The sequence below is a fragment of the Streptomyces violaceusniger Tu 4113 genome (genome assembly GCF_000147815.2).
Lineage (GTDB): Bacteria > Actinomycetota > Actinomycetes > Streptomycetales > Streptomycetaceae > Streptomyces > Streptomyces violaceusniger_A.
In genome coordinates, this window is the sequence record NC_015957.1 from 10,374,205 (window position 1) to 10,395,305 (window position 21,101).

The following is a 21,101-nucleotide window of genomic DNA, read 5'->3' on the forward strand; positions in this document are numbered from 1 at the left end:
CCTCGTACGGCCCGTGTCCCCGGTGGCCTCTTCTGCGCCCCGGCGGCAGCTTTCTGCCATACGGGGGCGCGGGGGAGGGCGTTGTACCACCGGCGTACGCCCCCCTAGCACCCGCCCGGCGCGCTCTATCGCGCCTCTATGCCGTCGTCGTCGACCGGCCACAGAAAACCCTGCTCGATCAGGAGCCGGATGGACTGCGGGGTGCGGTCGCGCAGCACCACTTGGTCCTCCCCGAGCAGCTGGGCGATGGCGTCCAGGATCCGGCCCGCGCTCAGTGTGCCGTCGCACACACCCGCGAAGCCCGCCCCGACCGTGTCCACCGTCGTCGCGCGACGCATGCCCCGGTACTGCCTGAGCACCACATGCTCGGGGTCCTCGGCCCCGGGCGGGCCCACCTGCTCCTGGACGACCTCGTCCGCCAGCCGGAAGCGGGCGGTCAGCAGCGCCGCGTCGTCATGCGTGCGCAGGAAGTCCTGCCGGTCGAAGTGGGCCATGACCTCGCCCCCCAGCGGCTGCTCGACCGGATGGGGCCACTCCTCCACGGTCACCGAGGGCCGGTCGGCGCCCGACTTGCGCAGGGTGATCCAGCCGAAGCCGACGGCCTTGGTCTTCCGCGCCTCGAATTCGTCCAGCCACGCGTCGTAGCGCGCCGCGTACGCCTCGGGGCGGGCCAGGTGCTCACCAGCGTCGCGCAGCCACAGCTCGGTGTACTGGCTGACGTCCTGCACCTCGCGCTGCACGATCCACGCGTCACAGCCGGACGGGACCCAGGAGGCCACCCGCTCGCGCCAGTCCTCCCCCTCGACGTGCTGCCAGTTCGCCAGCAGCTGACACCAGCCGCCGTCGGCGAGGTGCCCGGCGGACTGCTGGACGAGGGTGCGGCACAGGTCGTCCCCGGACATCCCGCCCTCCCGGTAGACCAGCTCGCTGCCCTCCGGGGAGCGGGGAGAGATCACAAAGGGCGGGTTGGAGACGATCAGGTCGTACGTCTCGTCCCGGACCGGCTCGAACAGCGATCCCTCCCGCAGATCCGGCTCCGGCGCCCCGGACAGGGCGAGGGTCAGCCGGGCGATCGCCAGGGCGCGCGGATTGCGGTCCGTGGCGGTGACGCGGGTGGCGTGGCGGCCCGCGTGCAGCGCCTGGATGCCGGAGCCGGTGCCGAGGTCCAGGACCCGGCCCACGGGCGCGGGCACGGTGAGACCGGCGAGCGTGGTGGACGCTCCGCCGACCCCGAGGACGAGCCGGGAACGGTCCTCACGGTCGCGCGCGCCGCCCGGGCCGCCGATCCCTCCGGCACCGCCGACCGCGCAGCCCAGGTCGGAGACGATCCACCAGTCCTGGCCATCGGGGCCGCCGTAAGGCCGCACATCCACGCTCGCGCGCACCTCGTCGCCCTCGCGCACCAGCCAGCCGTCGGCGAGGCAGTCCTCGGCCGGCAGGGCCGCGGCCGCCCGCTCGTACGCCACGGGCCGCTGCAGCAGAAAGAGCCGCACCAGGGTCTCCAGCGGGCTGCTCTCGCCCCGGGTGGCACGCAGCGCCGGGACGGTCTCCCCGCGCGCCAGGGCCGCGTAGGCGGACGAGCCGAGCAGATCCGGCAGACCATCGGCGGTGAAGGAGGCGGCCGACAGCGCCTCACGAAGGCGGGCGGTGCGCTCGGCGTCGGCGACGGGAAGGCGGAACGGAGGCTGGTGCGTACTCACGCCCCCCATTGTCGGGGCAACGACCGACAGCGGGCGACGCCGGTCGGCATCGGGACGACATCGCCCGCGTCGGCCAGGCTGACGAGCCGACAAAGGGGGCGCGAGGCGGCGGCGTTGTCCCCCAGTGGCAGAACCTGGGCGGTCTGGGGCAGCCCTGGGCAGCCCGTCAGGACTGCGTCGTGGCGCCGCCGGTCGTCTTCGGCTTCTGGCAGCCGGACTGCTTGGCCATCGCCGAGCCGACCTTTCCTTCCTGCAGCTTCTGCAGGGCCTGGTCACCCGACTTGCTGAGCTTGTCGAGCTCGTCGGCGACGCCCTTGAGCCCCTGGGCGAACTTGGACTTGTCCGAGGTGTCCAGCTTGTCGACGGACGTCTGCAGCTTCGTGTACGCCCCCGAGGTGGCGTTGAGCTCCTTGACCGCCTGCTGCTGGGTCTTGTCGCCGCTGTCGACGGGCGGGGGGCCCGCCTTGTTCACGGCCTTGGCGAGTGCCCCGTAGGACTCGGAGATCTCCTGGAACGCCTTGGAGTCCGTCTGCTGCAGCTTCTTGGAGTCCTGCTCGTCGGCCGCACCCTGGATCGCGGTGTTGGCGCCCTGAATCTTCTTCAGCTGAGGCTGCACCTCGTCACAGACCGACTTGGCCCAGTCGTTGACCTTCTTGTCCCCATCGCCGCCCCCGCAGCCGGTCAGCGCCAGTACGAGTGCCGCACCGCCGGACAGTGCAGCCACAAGCTTCTTGTTCACCGGATTGGTCCCTTCCATGGCTCTCGGCCCCGGAACATACACGTCCATCCGGCAAGGCCCACCCGGCGAGCGCCCCGTATGGATCTTTTTGCAGTCATTTGCACCCCGCTCGCTGTGGACATGGCCTCATCGAGCGGACGCGACACCCCGGACAGCGACACGGGCGGACGATGCGCTGTCGCACATCGCCCGCCCGCATGTCGCAGGGGCTTTCCCGGCCCCCTGGCCCCTTCCGTGGCTAGGACACCACCGCCGCGTCGGCTGACTTCGCCACACGCTCGGAGTTGTCTTCGTCACCTACGACGATTCCGCGCCGCTTGGAGATGTAGACCGCCGCCACGATGATCACGACGGCGAGCCCGGCGACGACCGCACGCAGCCCAGGGCTGGCGTTGTCCCCGTAGGAGAACTTCACCACCGCGGGCGCGATCAGCAGCGCCACCAGGTTCATCACCTTCAGCAGCGGGTTGATCGCGGGACCCGCGGTGTCCTTGAAGGGATCGCCGACCGTGTCGCCGATCACCGTCGCGGCATGCGCCTCGCTTCCCTTACCGCCGTGATGACCGTCCTCGACCAGCTTCTTGGCGTTGTCCCAGGCGCCGCCGGAATTGGCGAGGAAGACGGCCATCAGCGTGCCGGTGCCGATCGCGCCCGCCAGGAACGAGCCGAGCGCGCCGACCCCGAAGGTGAAGCCGACGGCGATCGGCGCCAGGACGGCGAGCAGACCCGGTGTGGCCAGCTCGCGCAGCGCGTCCTTGGTGCAGATGTCGACGACCCGGCCGTACTCGGGCGTCTCGCTGTAGTCCATGATCCCGGGCTTCTCGCGGAACTGCCGCCGCACCTCGAAGACCACCGCTCCGGCCGACCGCGCCACCGCGTTGATCGCCAGTCCGGAGAAGAGGAAGACGACGGCGGCGCCGAGGATGAGGCCCACGAGGTTGTTGGGCTGCGAGATGTCCAGGCTCAGATTCATCTCCCCGGCCACGGAGGTGTGCACATCGTTCACGGCCTCCGCGATGGCGTCGCGGTACGAGCCGAAGAGCGCGGCCGCGGCGAGCACCGCCGTCGCGATGGCGATGCCCTTGGTGATCGCCTTGGTGGTGTTGCCGACCGCGTCGAGGTCGGTGAGCACCTGCGCGCCCGCGCCCTCGACATCGCCGGACATCTCGGCGATGCCCTGGGCGTTGTCGGAGACCGGACCGAAGGTGTCCATGGCGACGATCACACCGACCGTGGTGAGCAGGCCGGTGCCGGCGAGCGCGACGGCGAACAGCGCCAGCATGATCGAGGTGCCGCCGAGCAGGAAGGCGCCGTAGACGCTCAGCCCGATCAGCACCGCCGAGTAGACGGCCGACTCCAGACCGAGCGAGATGCCGGAGAGCACCACCGTGGCCGGGCCGGTCAGCGAGGTCTTGCCGACGTCCCGCACGGGTCGCCGGGTGGTCTCGGTGAAGTAGCCCGTGAGCTGCTGGATGAGCGCGGCCAGCACGATGCCGATGGCGACGGCGATGAGCGCGAGGACCCGTGGGTCACCGCTGTGGCCGAGGATCTCGCGGTTGGTGACGCCGTCGAGATCCGCGTAGCTGGACGGCAGATAGATGAAGACCGCGACCGCCACCAGCGCCATCGAGATCACGGCCGAGATGAAGAAGCCGCGGTTGATGGCGCTCATTCCGCTGCGGTCGGCGCGGCGCGGGGCCACGGCGAAGATCCCGATCATGGCGGTGAGCACGCCGATGGCCGGAACGAGCAGTGGGAAGGCCAGCCCGGCGTCGCCGAAGGCCGCCTTGCCGAGGATCAGCGCGGCGACCAGGGTGACGGCGTACGACTCGAAGAGGTCGGCGGCCATACCGGCGCAGTCACCGACGTTGTCGCCAACGTTGTCCGCGATGGTGGCCGCGTTGCGCGGGTCGTCCTCGGGGATGCCCTTCTCGACCTTGCCGACGAGGTCGGCACCGACGTCGGCGGCCTTGGTGAAGATGCCACCGCCGACCCTCATGAACATCGCGATCAGCGCGGCGCCGAGCCCGAAGCCCTCCAGCACCTTGGGCGCGTCGGCCGCGTAGACCAGCACCACGCAGGAGGCGCCCAGCAGCCCGAGGCCCACGGTGAACATGCCCACCACACCGCCGGTACGGAAAGCGATCTTCATCGCCTTGTGCGAGACGGCCGTGAGATCCACGCTCGGCTTACCGGGTGCGGAAGCGGCCGAATCGCCATTGACGGGTGTGGTGGGGGGCTCGGGGGTGGCCTCACGGGCGGCGGCGGCGACGCGCACATTGCTGCGCACCGCGAGCCACATCCCGATATAGCCGGTGGCCGCCGAGAATGCCGCACCGATCAGAAAGAACACCGAACGCCCGATGCGCTGCGGCCAGTCGTCCGCCGGCAACAGCATGAGCAGGAAGAACACCACCACGGCGAATCCGCCGAGAGTGCGCAGTTGCCGGGCCAGATAGGCATTGGCGCCTTCCTGAACGGCCTCGGCGATCTTCTTCATACTGTCCGTGCCCTCGCCCGCCGCGAGGACTTGTCGTACCAGCACCACCGCGACCGCGAGCGCCGCGATCGCGACGGCGGCGATCACCAGCACGATCACACGGTTGTCGTCGGTCAGCTCTGCGGCGGCCAGGGTTGGGGTGAGGTCCAGCTGATGAGGGGTGAGAGGCCCCGCCATTCGTCCTCCTTGACGTTTGGCACATGGGCGCGCAGCAGTTCTGCGACCGCAGAAGAGCCGCCGCGCTCAGGCGTCCTGAGCTCGAGATGTGGACGGATTGTAGGGAGCGTCACACGATCAAAACAGGGCGCCGGAATGGGAATTCGCCTGCACCAGCGAAGATCAATTGGTTTGGCGGTATGAATTCCTTCGGAAGAAGGAGGGTCGACAATTTACTGACGGATGTAAAATGATCTCTACAAATGATCTATATAGATGATCTAGCGGCAGTCTTGCGCCATCGAGAAAAGCGCTGTTCAGAGCCTAAGCCAGAGATCGAAATAGCGCGCGCCGAGAGGTGCGCCCGGGCCCTGCTGCCGACCGGGCGCGGGCATGCCAACAGCCGGACCGGCGATCATGAAAGGGCCGGTCCGGTGGGTTCCAGCGGGTCCTGCGAGTCGAGTGAGAGATGACGGACAGATGACCCTCACGAGGGACCCAGCTTCGGCGATCAGGACGAGCGAGGCCGCTCCCGGCCCCGGGAGAGGGCCTGCTGTGTGCGGACAGGACTCAGCGCGGCACGAACAGTGCCCGAACCGACGAGAGCAGGACGCAGCCGCGTGGGGCAGGACCCGAGCCAACCGGAGCGGGAACTAGCCCAGTGCGAGCAGGACCCCACCATCGGGAGCAGGACACAGCCCACTGCGAGCAGGACTCGGCACGCGGGGCAGGACCCAGCAGCCCCAGTGGGCCAGGACCCGGCGCGGTGGTAACTAGGACACCAGAGGCTGGAGTGACGTCGGCCAGCTCATCCGGATCACTCCACCGGACTCGCTGCTCGTCACCTCGACATCGTCGACGAGCCCGCTGATGACGGCGAGACCCATCTCGTCCTCGCCCTCGGCCTCGTCGCCCATCTCCGGATGGGAGCCGGACGCCAGGGCCGCCGAGGTCGGGGATTCGTCACCGACCTCGATGGAGAACTTCTTCTCCTCCTCGGTCAGCGTCACCCGCACCGGTGCCTCCACCCCATTGCTCAGGTGGAGCCCGACCGCACGCGTGCAAGCCTCGCCGACCGCGAGCCGCACCTCGTCGAGCACGGCCTCATCCACCCCCGCCCGACGCGCCACGGCGGCCGCGACAAGACGAGCGGTCCTGACGTGCTCAGGCAGCGCGCTGAAGCGGAGTTCGACGGTGGCCATGCCATCCCCCTCGGGCGTATGGGCGTGCTTATCGGGAGGGCCGGGCGTACGCCGCCCGGAACCCCCTTCTGTGTCTTCCTTCGGCGATCTTGTCAGTCGGTCGCCGCGACAGCGTCCTCGACCGAGGTGTGAATCGGGAACACCTTGGTCAGGCCGGTGATGCGGAAGATCTTCAGAATGCGCTCCTGGTTGCAAACCAGGCGCAGCGAGCCCTCGTGGGCCCGCACTCGCTTGAGCCCGCCGACGAGCACGCCGAGTCCGGTGGAGTCGAGAAAGTCGACGCCCTCCATGTCGACGACCAGGTGGTAGTTGCCGTCGTTGACAAGCTCGACCAGCTGCTCGCGCAGCTTGGGCGCGGTGTATACATCAATCTCGCCACCGACCTCGACGACCGTGCGGTCGTCGACGGTCCGAGTCGACAGGGACAGGTCCACGGATCCTCCAGCACCTTGCATCGAGCGGTCGCCCCCCATGGATCGGCAGCCGCGATGGCATTCAATCACTTACCAGCAGGCGTGCACGACGCCTTGAGACCATTGTCCGTCAGACCAGTGACACACTCGGTGTCGATGGCCCACGACCAAATCCCGCGGCAGGCGGGCATACACCCCTCACCCCGGGCCGTCCTCGGTCGGCTGAGCACCGGGGCGGGCCGGGGCGCGCGCATCACTCATACGGAGCACTTGCCCCCGCGTCCGGGAACCCATGCCGACTGGCCCTCGGCGATCCGGCCGGAGGTGATCAACGCCATTCGCGCGGCCGGCATCGAGCGCCCGTGGGCCCACCAGGCGCGTACGGCCGAACACGCGCTGCGCGGGGATTCCGTGGTCGTGGCCACCGGAACCGCCTCCGGCAAGTCCCTCGCCTATCTGGCCCCCGTCCTCAGCACGCTGCTGGATGGCTCGGAGGAGCCCAACGGGCGGGGGACGACCGCCCTGTACCTCTCCCCCACCAAGGCGCTGGCCGCCGACCAGCGCCGCGCGGTGGCCGGCTTCACCGCCCCGCTGGGCACCGGCATCCGGGCGGCGGTCTACGACGGCGACACGCCCGTGGAGGAGCGCGAGTGGGTCCGCCAGTACGCGAACTATGTGCTCACCAACCCCGACATGCTCCACCGCGGCATCCTGCCCGGCCACCCCAGATGGTCCTCCTTCCTGCGCGCCCTGCGCTATGTGGTGATCGACGAATGCCACACCTACCGGGGTGTCTTCGGCTCCCATGTGGCCCAGGTGCTGCGCAGGCTGCGCCGCGTCTGCGCCCGGTACGGCTCCTCGCCGGTGTTCCTGCTCGCGTCGGCCACCGCCTCCGATCCGGCGGTCGCCGCGAGCCGGCTGACCGGCGTGCCCGTGGTGGAGATCACCGAGGACGGCTCGCCCCGCGGCGAGGTCGTCTTCGCCCTCTGGGAGCCGCCGCTGACCGAGCTCCACGGCGAGCAGGGCGCCCCGGTGCGCCGCACGGCCACGGCCGAGTCCGCGGACCTGCTCACCGACCTGGCCGTCCAGGGCGTCCGTACAGTCACCTTCGTGCGCTCCCGGCGGGGCGCGGAGCTCATCGCGCTCATCGCCCAGGAGCGGCTCGCCGAGGTGGACCGCTCGCTGCCGGACCGGATCGCCGCCTATCGCGGCGGCTACCTCCCCGAGGAGCGCCGCGCCCTGGAGAGGGCCCTGCACTCCGGTGAGCTGCTGGGGCTCGCCGCCACCACCGCCCTGGAGCTGGGGATGGACATCGCCGGGCTGGACGCCGTGGTCGTGGCGGGCTACCCCGGCACCCGCGCCTCCCTGTGGCAGCAGGCGGGGCGGGCCGGGCGCACCGGCGAAGGAGCCCTGGCGATCCTGGTCGCCAGGGACGACCCGCTGGACACCTATCTCGTCCACCATCCGGACGCCCTCTTCCGGCAGCCGGTGGAGTCCACCGTCCTGGACCCGGACAACCCCTACGTCCTCGCACCGCACCTGTGCGCGGCCGCGGCGGAGCTTCCGCTCACCGAGCCCGACCTGGAGCTCTTCGGGCCCGCCACCGAGGAGCTGATGCCGCAGCTGGAGCAGCGCAAGCTGCTGCGGCGCCGGGCGACCGCCTGGCACTGGACCCGCCGTGAGCGCGCCGCCGACCTCACCGACATCCGCGGAGCGGGCGGCAGCCCCGTCCAGGTCGTGGAGGCGGCGACCGGGCGGCTGCTGGGCACCGTGGACGCCGCGGCAGCCCACACCACCGTCCACGAGGGCGCCGTCCACCTGCATCAGGGCAGGAGCTATCTCGTCAGGCAGCTCGACCTCGACGACTCGGTCGCCCTGGTGGAGGAGGCCGCTCCGCCCTACTCGACCACGGCCCGCGACACCACGGCGATCTCCATCCTGGAGACCACCACCGAGATCCCCTGGGGGGACGCGCGGCTGTGCTTCGGCTCGGTCGAGGTCACCAACCAGGTCGTCTCCTTTCTGCGCCGCAAGCTGATCACCGGTGAGGTCCTCGGCGAGTCCAAGCTCGACCTTCCGCCGCGCACCCTGCGCACCCGGGCCGTGTGGTGGACGGTCACCGACGACCAGCTCGAGGAAGCCCGGGTGCACCCCCAGGCCCTCGGCGGCGCCCTGCACGCCGCCGAGCACGCCTCGATCGGCATCCTGCCGCTCTTCGCCACCTGTGACCGCTGGGACATCGGCGGGGTGTCCGTCCCGCTGCACCCCGACACACTGCTGCCGACCGTCTTCGTGTACGACGGGCATCCGGGTGGCGCGGGCTTCGCCGAGCGCGCCTTCCACACGGCCGCCCGCTGGCTGGCGGCCACCCGCGAGGCGATCGCCGCCTGCGAGTGCGAGGCGGGATGCCCGTCCTGCATCCAGTCGCCCAAGTGCGGCAACGGCAACGACCCGCTGGACAAGAAGGCCGCCATCCGCCTGCTGACGACCCTGCTCGCCGGGGCCCCGGAGCAGCCGCCGGCCGCCGAGTGAGCGCTCCCTGCCGCCCGGCACCGATGGCGGTCCGGTGACGGGGGTGCCCGCGGGCCCCGCCCGCGCCCTGGCCCGGAGGGTGAACGGGCCGGTGCGCACCTCCGCCGTGAGATCCGCGATCTCACCGCTCAGGGCGCATCGCACCACGCGCGCCCCCTGGGCGGAGGCCACCCGCCGGGCGAGACCGCAAGCCGTACGAGCCCCCTCCAGGCCGTGGTCCGCCGCCGCGAGCGCCGCCAGATCGGCGGCTCCGCCCGCCCGATGGCGCGCCACCATGGCCTGCCCGGCCGCCAGTACGACCGCGAACACCGCGCACAGGGCCGTCGCGGCCAACGCGGCCCAGACCGTGGCCGACCCCCGGTCGTCCGCCCTTCTCACGGGACCGCCTCCCGGGCCGCCGCACCACCCGCGTCCACCGCGCCCACCGTGTCCTCGGCGAGCGCGGCCGCCTCGCCGCGCAGATTCACCGCCAGCGGACCGGGACCGGCGGCATGGGTCCGGACCCGCACCCGCACCAGGTCTCCCTCCCGCCACAGCTCGACCCGCGCTCCATCGGGTGCGGCCGAGCGAGCGGCGGCCATCGCGTCCGCCCCCGGCTCCGAACGCGCCGCCGCCCTCGCCCCGGCCCTGGCCGCGTCCACGCACTGAAGCTGCGCGGCCGCGGCCATCAGCCCCCAGATCAACATCAGGGCGAACAGCGCCAGCACCGGCAGCGCGACGGCCGTCTCCGCCGTGACGAAGCCGCTGTCCCGCCCCGTGCGCTGGGTGCTTGGGACACCCCGGGGTCCTAGGACGCCTCGGGTCCTTGAGACGCCGTGGGTCCTTGAGACGCCGTGGGTCCTTGGGAGGCCCGGGGCCCTGGGGACGCCCGGGGCCCTCGGGGCGCCCCGGAGCCTTGCGAAGCCCCGGGCCCTTGGGACGCCCCGCGCGCCGCTCCTGGCGCGCGGGCGCGTCCGCTCCGCCGTCTCCGGCGCCTCAGAACTGCGCATCGAGCGCCCGTCCGATGACCGACTGCAGCGCGTCGCTGACGGTCCCGCTGGTCACCACCTTGTAGAGCACCGCGGCGAAACCGCATGCCGCGATCGTTCCCATCGCGTACTCGGCGGTGGCCATGCCCGCCTCGGCCTTCGCACGCGCCGCCGCGTACCGCCGTGCCCACCACTGCTTCACCATGTCGGCCCCCCTTGCCCTGTCCGCGGTGTCACTGACCGCAGTTCGTCGTCCGTCGTTCGTCGTGCTGTTGCCGTGCCGCTGTCGTTCACTGGTGTGGTTGGTGCTGGTGTGATTGGTTCTCGTCGGTGTTCAGGGGCCGTCGCCCATCAGGCCGCGGGCCAGCCCGATCATCACCGGGGCCAGGCCGACCAGCAGGAACGCGGGGAGGAAGCAGCCCGCGAGCGGTGCGTTGACCAGCACACCGGTGCGGTCGGCCCGTTTCATCGCCGCCCGCCCCTGCTCGGCCCGGCATTCGGCCGCCAGCCGCGACACCGGCTCCACCGCCGGAGCGCCCGTTGTCCCAGCGCGTTCCAGGGCTCGCGCCAGCCCCTGCGCTCCGGGCAGAGCCCCGATGCGCCCCCAGGCATGGGCCGGTTCGGCTCCCAGCCGCAGCTCTGCCGCGGTCTGGGCAAGCCGCTCGCCGACCGGGCCGCCTAGCGAACCTCCCACCGCCTCCGCCGCCTTCCGCGGGCCCGCTCCGGCCGCCAGGCAGGCGGTCAGCAGATCGGCGGCCAGCGGGATTTGGCGCGCGGCGAGGGCCTCGAGGCGCCGGTCATGACCGGAGCGCCCGGCCGTCGCGCGGCGGTGCCGCTGCCACCACCAGAGGCCGCAGGCCACAGCGAGCCCCAGCACCCACCCCGGCGGCCCTCCGACGAGGACGACGGCGATCGTCACAGCGCCGCACGGCGCGGCCCAGAGAGGCAGCGCGCCCGCAGTGGCCCCGGCGCGCCGGCGCCGCCACGGCCGGGCCCGCCTCGGCCGCCGGTCCTTCGCGCCCGGAAGCAGCGCCGTCAGCCGTCGTCGGGCGCCCCGCTCCCGATGGGCCTCGACCATCGCCATCGCCGCGCACAGGACCGCCGCCAAGACGGACAGCGAAATCCCCAGGCTGTGGACAACTTCAGCGCTCATCGGCCACCGGCCGCCCCGGCTCACGCGCCGCCCGCACCATCCGGCCGGTCCACACCAGGCCCGTCCACTCCAGCAGGCCGCCCACCAGCAGGCAGCTCAGCCCGGCCGGGGTGTGCAGCAGTTCATGCAGTGGATTGGAGCCCAGCAGGCCGCCCAGCACCAGCCCGACGACGGGCAGCACCGCCAGTGCGGCGGCGGTGGCCTTGGCCCCCGCCAGCTTGGCGTCCAGGCTGTCGCGCTGGTCCCGCTCGGCGCGCAGCGCCGCCGCCACCCGGTCGAGACCGGCCGCCAGCCCCGCTCCCTCGTCGACCGCCACCTGCCAGCAGGCCGCGACCCCGGTCAGCCCCTCGGCACCCGGCAGCCGGGCCACCCTCCGCAGCGCGTCCGGCACTTCACCGCCGAACCGCGCCGCGGCCGTCACCAGCCCCCAACGCTCTCTCAGGTGCCCCGGGTCCACCGCCAGCAGCGCCTCGCCGGGATGCCGCCCGGCCCGCAGCTCGCCCGCCACGACGGCGCAGAGGTCGATCACCCCGGCGGCGCGCCGCACACGGTCCCGCTCGTGCCGCCGGGACCGCAGCCACCGGCCGACGACCGGAGTGGCCACCACCGCCCCGAGCAGCGGCAGAACCGACGCGCCCAGCAGCGCGATCACACAGCCGACCGGCAGACACAGCAGCTCACGCCCCATCCGCCCGCCGTACCCGACCCGCCAGCGCTCCCGCAGCCAGGCGGCGGTCTCGGACAGCCGTCGCACCGGGTCGGGCCCCGCAGGCTCGACAGGTCCGCCGCTCGCGAACAGCAGCCTTACCCGGCGCAGCTCCCGGTCCCGCCCGGCGAGCAGCCATACGGCCGCCCCCGCGCACAGCATCGCGGCGCACAGCGTCAGCGCCCCCTGGTCCGCTCCCGCGCCCGTCATGCCGCCCCTCCGCCCCGTGCGCAGAGCCGCTGGAGCCGCTGCCAGCCCGCCGTCCGTTCGAAGCCCTCCGGGCTCCAGACGGCCGCGGGGACGGTCGTGACGAAGCCCGCCCGGTCCCGGTCCAGCACATGCAACTCGGCGATCCTGCGCCGCCCACCGCGGTCCCGCACCAGATGGACCAGGACCGACAGCGCCGCCGCCAACTGGCTGTGCAGCGCGGCCCGGTCCAGACCCGCGGTCGAGCCGAGCGCCTCCAACCGCGCGGGAACGTCGGCCGCCGTATTGGCGTGGACGGTGCCACAGCCGCCCTCATGGCCGGTGTTCAACGCCCCCAGCAGATCGGTGACCTCGGCGCCTCTCACCTCCCCGACCACCAGCCGGTCGGGGCGCATCCGCAGCGCCTGCCGCACCAGATCCCGCAGGGTGACCTGGCCTCGGCCCTCCTGATTGGCAGGGCGGGTCTCCAGCCGGACCACATGCGGATGGTCGGGCCGCAGCTCGGCCGAGTCCTCGGCGAGGACGATCCGCTCCTGCGGGCCGACCAGCCCCAGCAGGGTGCTCAGCAGCGTTGTCTTGCCCGAGCCGGTGCCGCCGCTGATCAGGTAGGACAGCCGGGCGTCCAGCATGGCCCGCAGCAGATGCGCGCCGCCCGGCGGCACCGTCCCGGCCGCCTCCAGCTCTGCGAGGGAGAACGCCCGGGGGCGCACCACTCGCAGCGACAGACAGGTCGAGCCGACCGCGACCGGAGGGAGCACCGCATGCAGCCGGGTCCCATCCGGCAGCCGGGCGTCCACCCACGGCCGGGCGTCGTCCAGCCGCCGCCCGGCCACCGCGGCGAGCCGCTGCGCGAGCCTGCGCACAGCGGCCGCGTCCACGAAGGTGACGGCCGTGCGCTCCAGCCCCGAACCCCGGTCCACCCACACCTCATCGGGGGCGGTGACCAGGACGTCCGTGACATCGGGGGCGGCCAGCAGCGTCTCCAGGGGCCCGGTGCCGACCAGCTCCGAGCGCAGCGCCTCCACCACACCGAGCACTTCGGTGTCGCCGAGCAGCCGCCCCTCCTCACGCAGGGCCGCCGCCACCCGGGCGGGTGTGGGCTCCGCGCCGCTCCCGGCGAGCCGCAGCCGCACCGCGTCCAGCAGATCCGGCGATACGACGCTCATGCGGTGACACCTCCCTCATCGGCGAGGGCACGCGCCCAGAACTCGGCGCAGAACCGGCCGAGCGGTCCGCGGGGGCTGCCGCCCGGGGGCTCCCCGCCTTCGAACATGTCGGCCAGACCGGGCTCCGGTGGCAACTGGCCGGCCAGGGGCAGCCCGAGCAGCCCCGCGATCTCCTCGTCGCCGAGCTCCGGCCCGCACGGGCCCCGCACCACCGCGCGCAGGTCCCGCAGCACCATGCCCACCGTGGACGCCACCCGGTGGGCGGCCGCGACCGCTCGCAGCTCCGCCGGGACGACCAGCAGCCCGAGGTCGATCTGGGCCAGGGCCTCGGCCGCCGCGTCGTCGACGCGGCGCGGCAGATCCACCACCACGACCCCGCCGCGCCGCCTGGCCGCGGCCAGCACCGCCCGCATCGCGGACGGCGGGATGACGACCGAATCGCCACGGTCCCAACTGAGCACCCGCAGCGCGTGCAGCTCGGGCAGCGACTCCTCCAGGGCGCTTCCGGCGACCCGCCCCCGCGACTCGGCGAAGGCGGGCCATCTCAGCCCCTGCGCGCCCTCGCCGCCGAGCAGCACATCGAGCCCGCCGCCCAGCGGATCGCCGTCGATCAGCATGGTGCGCCGACCGGAGCGGGCCGCGGTGACCGCCAGGGCGCACGCGAGGGTGGAGGCCCCCGCGCCGCCGCGGCCGCCGATGACCCCGATGGTCAGGGCCTGTCGGCCCACGCCCTCGGCGACATCGGCGATCCGGTCCACCAGCCAGGTCTCGGCATCGGGCAGGAACGCCACGTTGTCCGCGCCGAGCGCCACCGCCCGCCGCCAGATGCCGTGGTCGTCCAGATCCCGCCCGATGAGCAACACCCCTCCTCTGCGGGCCCGGTCGCACAGCCGGGCGGCCGAATCGTCGCCAACCAGAATCAGCGGTGCGGCCTCCCAACTGCCCCGGCGAGTGAGCGCGCCATGTGCCACTTCCGGTTCGGCTCCGGCCGCCGCGCACAGCCGCAGCAGATCGTCGAGAAGCTCCTCGTCCTCGGTGACGATGAGCGGTCTGCCCTGCTGTCCTTCGGCCGCCGAAGGGCGTTCCGGTGTGATGGATGCAGTCACGATCCCCTCCCATATTCGTTACGCGCTCTCACTCCCGCGAACAGCGAGTGCGAGCACCGCGGAGAATCACCGTGCTGCGATCCAGAAAATCTTGGGGATCTTGGTCCAAAACTGTGGACAACTCATCACTTGTGAATATCCCAGTCACCTAAAGCAGTGACTTCCGGAGAGCAGCCTAGCGATTACGCACGGTTACCGCTCAAGCTGTGGAAAGCCGGGGCCACACAGGCCCGAGGGAGGGGATCAAGATCTCGTGAGAACGCCGAAAATGCGTCCGGACATGCGACGACCCCCGCCGGGGGGGAGAGCGGGGGTCGTCCCCACGGCCGACTCGGGGGGGGAGGAGTCGGGCCGGGGTTAGCACGGTCGCGAACGATCCGTGACTTCCATGGTGTACCCGAGAGCCTTCTCAGGCAAACCCACGCGCCTGAGCTTACGCCGAATGGTGGGCCCTATGCTCGGCGTCGTGGAAAACCACTCCTTGCCCCGGACAGCCGCCTTCTTTGACCTGGACAAGACGGTCATTGCGAAGTCAAGCGCGTTCACCTTCAGCAAGTCCTTCTACCAGGGTGGCCTGATCAACCGCCGCGCTGTACTGCGTACCGCCTATGCGCAGTTCGTCTTCCTCGCCGGCGGCGCCGATCACGACCAGATGGAACGGATCCGCGCATACCTCTCGGCGCTGTGCCGCGGATGGAATGTCCAGCAGGTGAAGGAGATCGTCGCCGAGACCTTGCACGATCTGATCGACCCCATCATCTACGACGAGGCCGCCTCGCTCATTGAGGAGCACCACATCGCCGGCCGCGATGTGGTGATCGTGAGCACCTCCGGAGCGGAGGTGGTCGAGCCGATCGGCGAGCTTCTGGGCGCGGACCGCGTGGTGGCCACCCGCATGGTCGTCGAGGACGGAGTCTTCACCGGAGAGGTGGAGTACTACGCCTATGGCCCGACGAAGGCGGAGGCGATCGCCGAGTTGGCGGAGTCGGAGGGCTACGACTTGTCACGCTGTTACGCCTACAGCGATTCGGCGACCGATCTCCCGATGCTGGAGTCGGTCGGCCACCCTCATACGGTCAACCCGGACCGGGCGCTGCGGCGTGAGGCTGCGGCCCGCGGCTGGCCGGTGCTCTCCTTCAACCGCCCGGTCCGGCTGAAGCAGCGCAGGCCCTCGCTCTCCATGCCACCGCGCCCGGTGCTCGCCGTGGCGGCGGCCGTCGGCGCGGCCGCCGCCACCGCCGGGCTGGTGTGGTACACCAATCGGCGCCGCGCCCTTTATGCCCGCGTTTAGGGGTAATACCAAAGATCTGCGGTGAGGGGTTCCACTTGGCCTCTCGCAGGAGTACAAAGGAATCGACGGCCCGCGAGACCAGGGGTATCCGGGAGGAAACCCTCAGACGCCAAGGCCCCACGGACCGAGCACAGACGCTGAGCACCCACGCGACGTCGACCCGTCGATTACGGGCCAGCCGCACCAGGTGACGGGCATAAGTTCCCGACCTGATGGGCGAATGAGATTGCACGCATGGTAACCCGGTAGCTGTGCCAGCGGCGGTGCCCACGGGTACCGCCGCAACTCTTGTCAGGCGTCAGGCCGCTCCCGCCCAGCCTCCGCTCTTGCCCAGCCCCAGACCGCCGTTCCGGCCGTGGACCGCCCTTCCGGCATCGGCCCGCTATTCCGGCGTCAGGCCGCCCCGCGCTGCAGGGCCTCGCAGACCGCCGTGGACTCCCGCACCCCGAGCTCAACCGCCCGTCCGCAGTGCGCGATCCACACCGCCATGCCCTCCGGCGTCCCGGACGCATAGCCCTCCAACGCCGCCATGTACGGCGCGACGCCCAGCTCCGCGTACCCCATCTCGGCCGGGCAGATCGACCTCGGATCGAGGCCGCTGCCGACCAGCACGATCCGTTCGGCCGCGCGCGCCACCAGACCATTGCGGGAGACAAAGGGCCGCAGGGCGAGCAGTTCGCCATGCACCACCGCCGCCGTCACCAGCGCCGGAGCCTCGCTGCCCGCGAGCAGCAGCCGAGCCAACCCATCGAGACGCCCCGCCACCTCGTCCGCGTCCGGCAGCGGCAGATCGGACCCGATCAGCGGCTCGTCCACCGGCTCACCCGGCTGCCGGGGGCGTCCGACCCCCTCATCGCCCTCCGCCCCGCCCGCCGCGATCAGATGCAGCCGAGCCAGAACGCGCAGCGGCGACTGACGCCAGATGCTCAGCAACTGCCCTGCCTCGGCGGTCAGCCGCAGCGCCGCCCCCACCGTGCGCGGCTCGCCCTCGGCCCCGAAGTCGGTGCGGCGGCGCACCTCTTCCAGCGCCCAGTCCGCACCGGCCAGCGCGGCGGAGCCCCGCGCCCCGCGCAACGCCGCCTCGGAGGTGACCTCATTGCTGCGGCGGCGCATCACCCGGTGTCCGTAGACCCGGTCCACCGCCTTCCGTACGGCGTTCACGGACTCGGCCACACCGGGCAGCGCGGCCAGGGCGGCGAGCGGATCAGCTGACGTACTCATGAGTACGACACTACGCACCCCACACCGGGCACCCCTCGTTGGAGTGGTGTTCTTCACGTAAATCCCGCATGGTCCGCGATCACTCACCTACGCTAGGTGAACATGAAGATCGCTTTCGTAGGCAAGGGTGGAAGCGGCAAGACCACGCTGTCGTCGCTGTTCATCCGCCATCTCGCCGCCGCCCACGCCCCCGTCGTCGCCGTCGACGCCGATATCAACCAACATCTGGGCGTGGCGCTCGGACTCGACGAGGCGGAGGCCGCCGCACTGCCCGCCATGGGCGCCCATCTCCCGCTGATCAAGGACTATTTGCGCGGCACGAACCCCCGCATCGCCTCCGCCGAGACCATGATCAAGACCACCCCGCCGGGCGAGGGGTCGCGGCTGCTGCGGATCGGCGAGGACAACCCCGTCTACCAGGCATGCGCCCGCGCCCTGCGGCTCGACGACGGGGCGGTGCGGCTGATGGCGACCGGCCCCTTCACCGAATCCGATCTCGGCGTCGCCTGCTACCACTCCAAGGTCGGCGCGATCGAGCTGTGCCTGAACCATCTCGTCGACGGGCCCGGCGAGTTCGTCGTTGTCGACATGACGGCGGGCAGCGACTCCTTCGCCTCCGGCCTCTTCACCCGCTTCGACATGACGTTCCTGGTGGCCGAGCCCACGCGTAAGGGCGTGTCCGTCTACCGCCAGTACAAGGAGTACGCCCGCGACTTCGATGTGGCGCTCCGGGTGGTCGGCAACAAGGTGCAGGGCCCGGACGACCTGGACTTCCTCCGCGCGGAGGTGGGCGATGACCTCCTGGTCGCGTTCGGCCACTCCGACTGGGTCCGGGCGATGGAGAAGGGCCGTGCGCCCCGGTTCGAGGAGCTTGAGGAGCCGAACCGCGACGCGTTGCGGACTCTGCGGGACGCTGCCGACGCCTCGTACGAGCGGCGCGACTGGCAGCGGTACACCCGCCAGATGGTGCATTTCCACCTGAAGAACGCGCAGAGCTGGGGGAACGCGAAGACGGGTGCCGATCTGGCCGCCCAGGTCGACCCCGCCTTCGCGCTGCGGGAGTTCGCACCGGAGGAGGGTTCGGCGGCTACTCCCGCTCCCGCTTAGCCGTATGCGTGTGGTGCTCGGACGTCCGTTCATGCGCAGGTTCGCGGTCGGACGTCCGCCTGCGCTCGCCCGCGTGCTGATCCATGTGCTTGCTCTCGGAGACGTGCTTGCCCTCTGAGACGTGCTTCCCGGGTACGCCCGGCTCAGCGGCCAGGTAGCTCCTCCAGCCGCCCGGCGGCCGCCTCCCGACGTCCAGCACCCGCAGCTTCTCGAGGACGCGGGGGTTCTGCGCGTCCAGCCAGCCGGCCAGTTGCTTGAAGGAGACGCAGCGCACCCCCTTGCGTGGACAGACCTCCTTGATGACGTCCTCCACGGCGCGCATATACGTTCCGCCGTTCCAGGACTCGAAGTGGTTGCCGATGAACAGCGGCGCCCGGTTGCCCTCGTACGCGCGGTCGAAGGCGGCGAGCAGGCCATCGCGCATCGGACGGCCCCAGGTGGAGCGCTTGGGTCGCTTGCCCCCCTTCTTACGCGGCTTGTTGGCGAGGAAGTTGTAGTCCATGGAGAGCGTCTCGAACGAGCGGCCCGGTACGGGGATCTGCTGCAGCGGGAAGTCCCAGATTCCGTGGATCTTGCGGGGCCAGATCTGCAGCCCGCCGGGCGAGCTCGCGTCATAGCGCCATCCCAGCTTCGCGGCCGCCCGGATCAGCTTCTTCTGCCCCTCCAGACAGGGCGCACGGCCGCCGATGAGTTCCTTGCCGTAGTCGAAGGGCAGCGGTTTCTCGTGCTCCAGACCGGAGTTGGTCTTCCAGTTCTCGACGAACGACTCGGCCTGCTGGATCTCGCTGGTCCACTGCCGCGCCGACCAGGTGCCGACTCCGCGCTTGCGTCCGCAGAAGTGACCGTTGAAGTGGGTGCCGATCTCATTGCCGTCCAGCCAGGCGCCGCGGAGCTGCTCCACCGTGGCCTTGATGCCCTTGACGTCGTTGAAGCCGATGGACGAGGCGCCGCGCCGATGCCTGGGCGGATCGTAGAGGTATCGCTTCTCCGCGGGCAGCAGGTACACACCACTGAGGAAGTACGTCATCGTCGCGCCGTACTTCCTGCCGACCGCGCGGAAGTGGGAGAACAGCTTCTGTTTGTCCTGCCCGGCGCCGTCCCAGGAGAAGACGACGAACTGCGGTGGTCTCTCGCCCGGTTCAAGCCGCTCGGCCTTCGGCTGATGGGGCTGCGGGCCGGTGTCGGAGGTCGATCCGTCGCCGATGAGCCGTACCGCCTTCGGAGCCTTGTCGGGGTGGTTCGGCACCCCCGGGCCCTTCTGCGGGCCGTCTCTGTCGTGGCGCGGGCCCGCGGTGCCGCCCGGTCCATGGGGCTGGGCGGAGTCTCCTGAGCAGCCGACCGGCATGGAGAGCGCCACGACCGTGGCCAGCAGTGCAGTGACGTTTCTTCTGGCCCTCATACCGCCACCTCGTCCCTCGCGTCGCGCTGTGTCCAGGAGATCCGGCCGGATGGGAGCCAACCTCGCATGGATCGAGGAAAAGACAGAGGATGACAAGGCGTTTTAAATGACTATTCACCCTATAGGGGGAATAACGGCCCGCTTCCGCCCAAAAGACTTCCCAGCGACTTTACTCAGCATTACGATTCATTTACCAACGCTTGGGATTCAGTACCGCAGTACGCCGTGACCCACGGCCGCGCCGCTATCCGCGACCGAAGCCCCGGAGGAGACGGGAATGTTGAAGCTCTTGGACCGGATCCACCGGGTCTCCCGCCACAGACGTGGAGATCCCTCCCCCTCGGCCATCCTCTTCCCGTTCGCCGCTCCTCTCTCCCTGGTCGTCACCCCGGCCTCACTGGGCATCGCATGGGCTTGCGGCGCCTCGCTCGGAGCGGGGCTCACGGTCGCCGCTGCAGCCCTCGCGGTCACCCTCCTCACGATCGCTCTGCTCACGGTGCTCCCCCGGTCCTCGGGCTCCGGACGGGCGGCGGCCGATGGACGGCCGACTCGGCGGGTCGCGGAGGCGGGAGGCGCCCGGGCCTGCCGGCCGTGGACGCCTTGGCGTGATCACCACTGCACCCGTCCCGCCCCGGCGGCCGCGGGCGTCGACGGGCACGCAGGCGGTCAGTTGCTCGGCGGGGTGAGCGCGTTCCAGCGCCATACGGCACCGCTGGTCCGCGACGAGCTGGCCCGGCTGGCGCGGGAGGGGCAGCGGCCCAGCCAGCTATTCCTCACCTGCGCCGACTCCCGCCTGGTCACCAGCATGATCACCTCCAGTGGCCCCGGCGACCTGTTCACCGTTCGCAACGTCGGCAATCTGGTGCCGCCATCGGGCGCCGACGGCTCCTGCGACTCTGTGGGCGCGGCGATCGACTATGCGGTGGAGGTGCTGAAGGTCAGCAGCATCACGGTGTGCGGACACTCCGGATGCGGTGCGATGCATGCGCTGCTCGGCTCATCGGCGCCGCCCCGAACGCCGCCCCAGCCCGGGACCGGGGTATCCACCGGCGGGGACCCTACGCCGCTGGAGCGCTCGCCGCTTGAGCGCTGGCTGCGCCACGGCAGACCGGCGCTGGCGCGGATGGAGCGGATCGATCGACTGGGGCGCGGCGAGGTCGCCCTGTCGAGCCGGCCGATCGCCGACGATGTGGAGCGGCTGGCGCTGGTCAATGTGCGACAGCAGCTCGACCATCTGATGGAGCACGCCTGTGTGGCACGGCGGGTGGCGGAGGGCGGGCTGGCGCTGCATGGAATGTATTTCCACGTGGCGGAGGCGCAGGCGTATGTCCTGGACACAGGCTCGGGGAGATTCCTGCCCGTCCGTCCGGGCCATGGCGCACCGATGCCCGCCTGCCTCGCCACGGCGGCCCCCACCCAGGCCGGAAGCGGATGTTCCGGCGTCGCGGAGCGGGGAGGGGACCCCGTCCAGGGGGCCCTGGAGCTGGGGCGGTGACATAGACCATGACAGGTCTAAACCAATTTTCGGCGACAGC

At 71.3% G+C, this 21,101-nt stretch carries 15 protein-coding genes and 3 pseudogenes; 4 read left to right on the plus strand and 14 right to left on the minus strand.

What is annotated here, in order from left to right; translation table 11 throughout:
* Positions 1–125: 125 nt before the first annotated feature.
* From STRVI_RS42385 to bldG, 5 genes are all read right to left on the minus strand, one after another.
* Positions 126–1,709 carry a DUF7059 domain-containing protein gene (locus STRVI_RS42385; protein ID WP_014061725.1) on the minus strand — a complete coding sequence of 528 codons (1,584 nt, stop codon included), beginning with the start codon at positions 1,707–1,709 and terminating at the stop codon, positions 126–128.
* Between the two features lie 157 nt (positions 1,710–1,866).
* Positions 1,867–2,439, minus strand: a complete 573-nt coding sequence (locus STRVI_RS42390) for a hypothetical protein (RefSeq protein ID WP_043241614.1) — start codon at positions 2,437–2,439, stop codon at positions 1,867–1,869.
* Positions 2,440–2,677: 238 nt separating this feature from the next.
* Entirely contained in the window at positions 2,678–5,116 is a 2,439-nt protein-coding gene (locus tag STRVI_RS42395) for a sodium-translocating pyrophosphatase (RefSeq protein ID WP_014061727.1), read from the minus strand.
* A 752-nt stretch (positions 5,117–5,868) separates the two neighbouring features.
* Positions 5,869–6,297: an ATP-binding protein gene (locus STRVI_RS42400; RefSeq protein WP_014061728.1), complete on the minus strand. Its 429-nt coding sequence runs from the start codon at positions 6,295–6,297 to the stop codon at positions 5,869–5,871.
* A gap of 92 nt (positions 6,298–6,389) precedes the next feature.
* The gene (gene bldG / locus STRVI_RS42405; RefSeq protein ID WP_014061729.1) at positions 6,390–6,731 is read right to left on the minus strand and encodes an anti-sigma factor antagonist BldG; all 342 of its coding nucleotides are present in this window, start codon (positions 6,729–6,731) and stop codon (positions 6,390–6,392) included.
* A 54-nt stretch (positions 6,732–6,785) separates the two neighbouring features.
* Here bldG and STRVI_RS55305 point away from each other — a divergent pair, with 54 nt between their 5' ends.
* Entirely contained in the window at positions 6,786–9,242 is a 2,457-nt protein-coding gene (locus STRVI_RS55305) for a DEAD/DEAH box helicase (protein ID WP_167543263.1), read from the plus strand.
* A gap of 63 nt (positions 9,243–9,305) precedes the next feature.
* On the opposite strand, the pseudogene STRVI_RS55310 reads toward STRVI_RS55305, so the two are convergent.
* From STRVI_RS55310 to ssd, 7 genes and pseudogenes are all read right to left on the minus strand, one after another.
* Positions 9,306–9,620: pseudogene (locus STRVI_RS55310) on the minus strand (Rv3654c family TadE-like protein); the annotation flags it as partial.
* A pseudogene (locus tag STRVI_RS42415) lies at positions 9,617–9,994 on the minus strand (TadE family type IV pilus minor pilin); the annotation flags it as partial. The pseudogenes STRVI_RS42415 and STRVI_RS55310, both read right to left, overlap by 4 nt.
* A gap of 223 nt (positions 9,995–10,217) precedes the next feature.
* Complete coding sequence (locus STRVI_RS42420; RefSeq protein WP_014061732.1) at positions 10,218–10,415, minus strand: DUF4244 domain-containing protein; 198 nt, start codon at positions 10,413–10,415, stop codon at positions 10,218–10,220.
* A 129-nt stretch (positions 10,416–10,544) separates the two neighbouring features.
* Positions 10,545–11,363 carry a type II secretion system F family protein gene (locus STRVI_RS42425; protein WP_014061733.1) on the minus strand — a complete coding sequence of 273 codons (819 nt, stop codon included), beginning with the start codon at positions 11,361–11,363 and terminating at the stop codon, positions 10,545–10,547.
* Entirely contained in the window at positions 11,353–12,279 is a 927-nt protein-coding gene (locus tag STRVI_RS42430; protein ID WP_014061734.1) for a type II secretion system F family protein, read from the minus strand. The genes STRVI_RS42425 and STRVI_RS42430 overlap by 11 nt, the downstream gene beginning before the upstream one ends.
* On the minus strand, positions 12,276–13,442 hold the full coding sequence (locus STRVI_RS42435; RefSeq protein WP_014061735.1) for a TadA family conjugal transfer-associated ATPase: 1,167 nt from the start codon (positions 13,440–13,442) through the stop codon (positions 12,276–12,278). Before STRVI_RS42435 ends, STRVI_RS42430 begins: the two co-directional genes overlap by 4 nt.
* Positions 13,439–14,548 carry a septum site-determining protein Ssd gene (gene ssd / locus STRVI_RS42440; RefSeq protein WP_014061736.1) on the minus strand — a complete coding sequence of 370 codons (1,110 nt, stop codon included), beginning with the start codon at positions 14,546–14,548 and terminating at the stop codon, positions 13,439–13,441. Before ssd ends, STRVI_RS42435 begins: the two co-directional genes overlap by 4 nt.
* 454 nt (positions 14,549–15,002) lie before the next feature.
* Here ssd and STRVI_RS42445 point away from each other — a divergent pair, with 454 nt between their 5' ends.
* A complete protein-coding gene (locus STRVI_RS42445) occupies positions 15,003–15,839 on the plus strand; it encodes an HAD family hydrolase (protein WP_043237453.1) in 837 nt (278 codons plus the stop codon).
* Between the two features lie 393 nt (positions 15,840–16,232).
* Here the strand turns inward: STRVI_RS42445 and STRVI_RS42450 are convergent, their stop codons facing one another.
* Complete coding sequence (locus tag STRVI_RS42450) at positions 16,233–17,060, minus strand: hypothetical protein (RefSeq protein ID WP_014061738.1); 828 nt, start codon at positions 17,058–17,060, stop codon at positions 16,233–16,235.
* Positions 17,061–17,162: 102 nt separating this feature from the next.
* Here STRVI_RS42450 and STRVI_RS42455 point away from each other — a divergent pair, with 102 nt between their 5' ends.
* Complete coding sequence (locus tag STRVI_RS42455; protein ID WP_014061739.1) at positions 17,163–18,167, plus strand: ATP-binding protein; 1,005 nt, start codon at positions 17,163–17,165, stop codon at positions 18,165–18,167.
* On the opposite strand, the gene STRVI_RS42460 is transcribed toward STRVI_RS42455, so the two are convergent.
* Positions 18,148–19,566 carry a hypothetical protein gene (locus STRVI_RS42460; protein ID WP_014061740.1) on the minus strand — a complete coding sequence of 473 codons (1,419 nt, stop codon included), beginning with the start codon at positions 19,564–19,566 and terminating at the stop codon, positions 18,148–18,150. The two genes, STRVI_RS42455 and STRVI_RS42460, sit on opposite strands and share 20 nt — an antisense overlap.
* A gap of 520 nt (positions 19,567–20,086) precedes the next feature.
* On the opposite strand from STRVI_RS42460, the pseudogene STRVI_RS42465 reads away from it, so the two are divergent.
* A pseudogene (locus STRVI_RS42465) lies at positions 20,087–21,061 on the plus strand (carbonic anhydrase); the annotation flags it as partial.
* Positions 21,062–21,101: the final 40 nt, after the last annotated feature.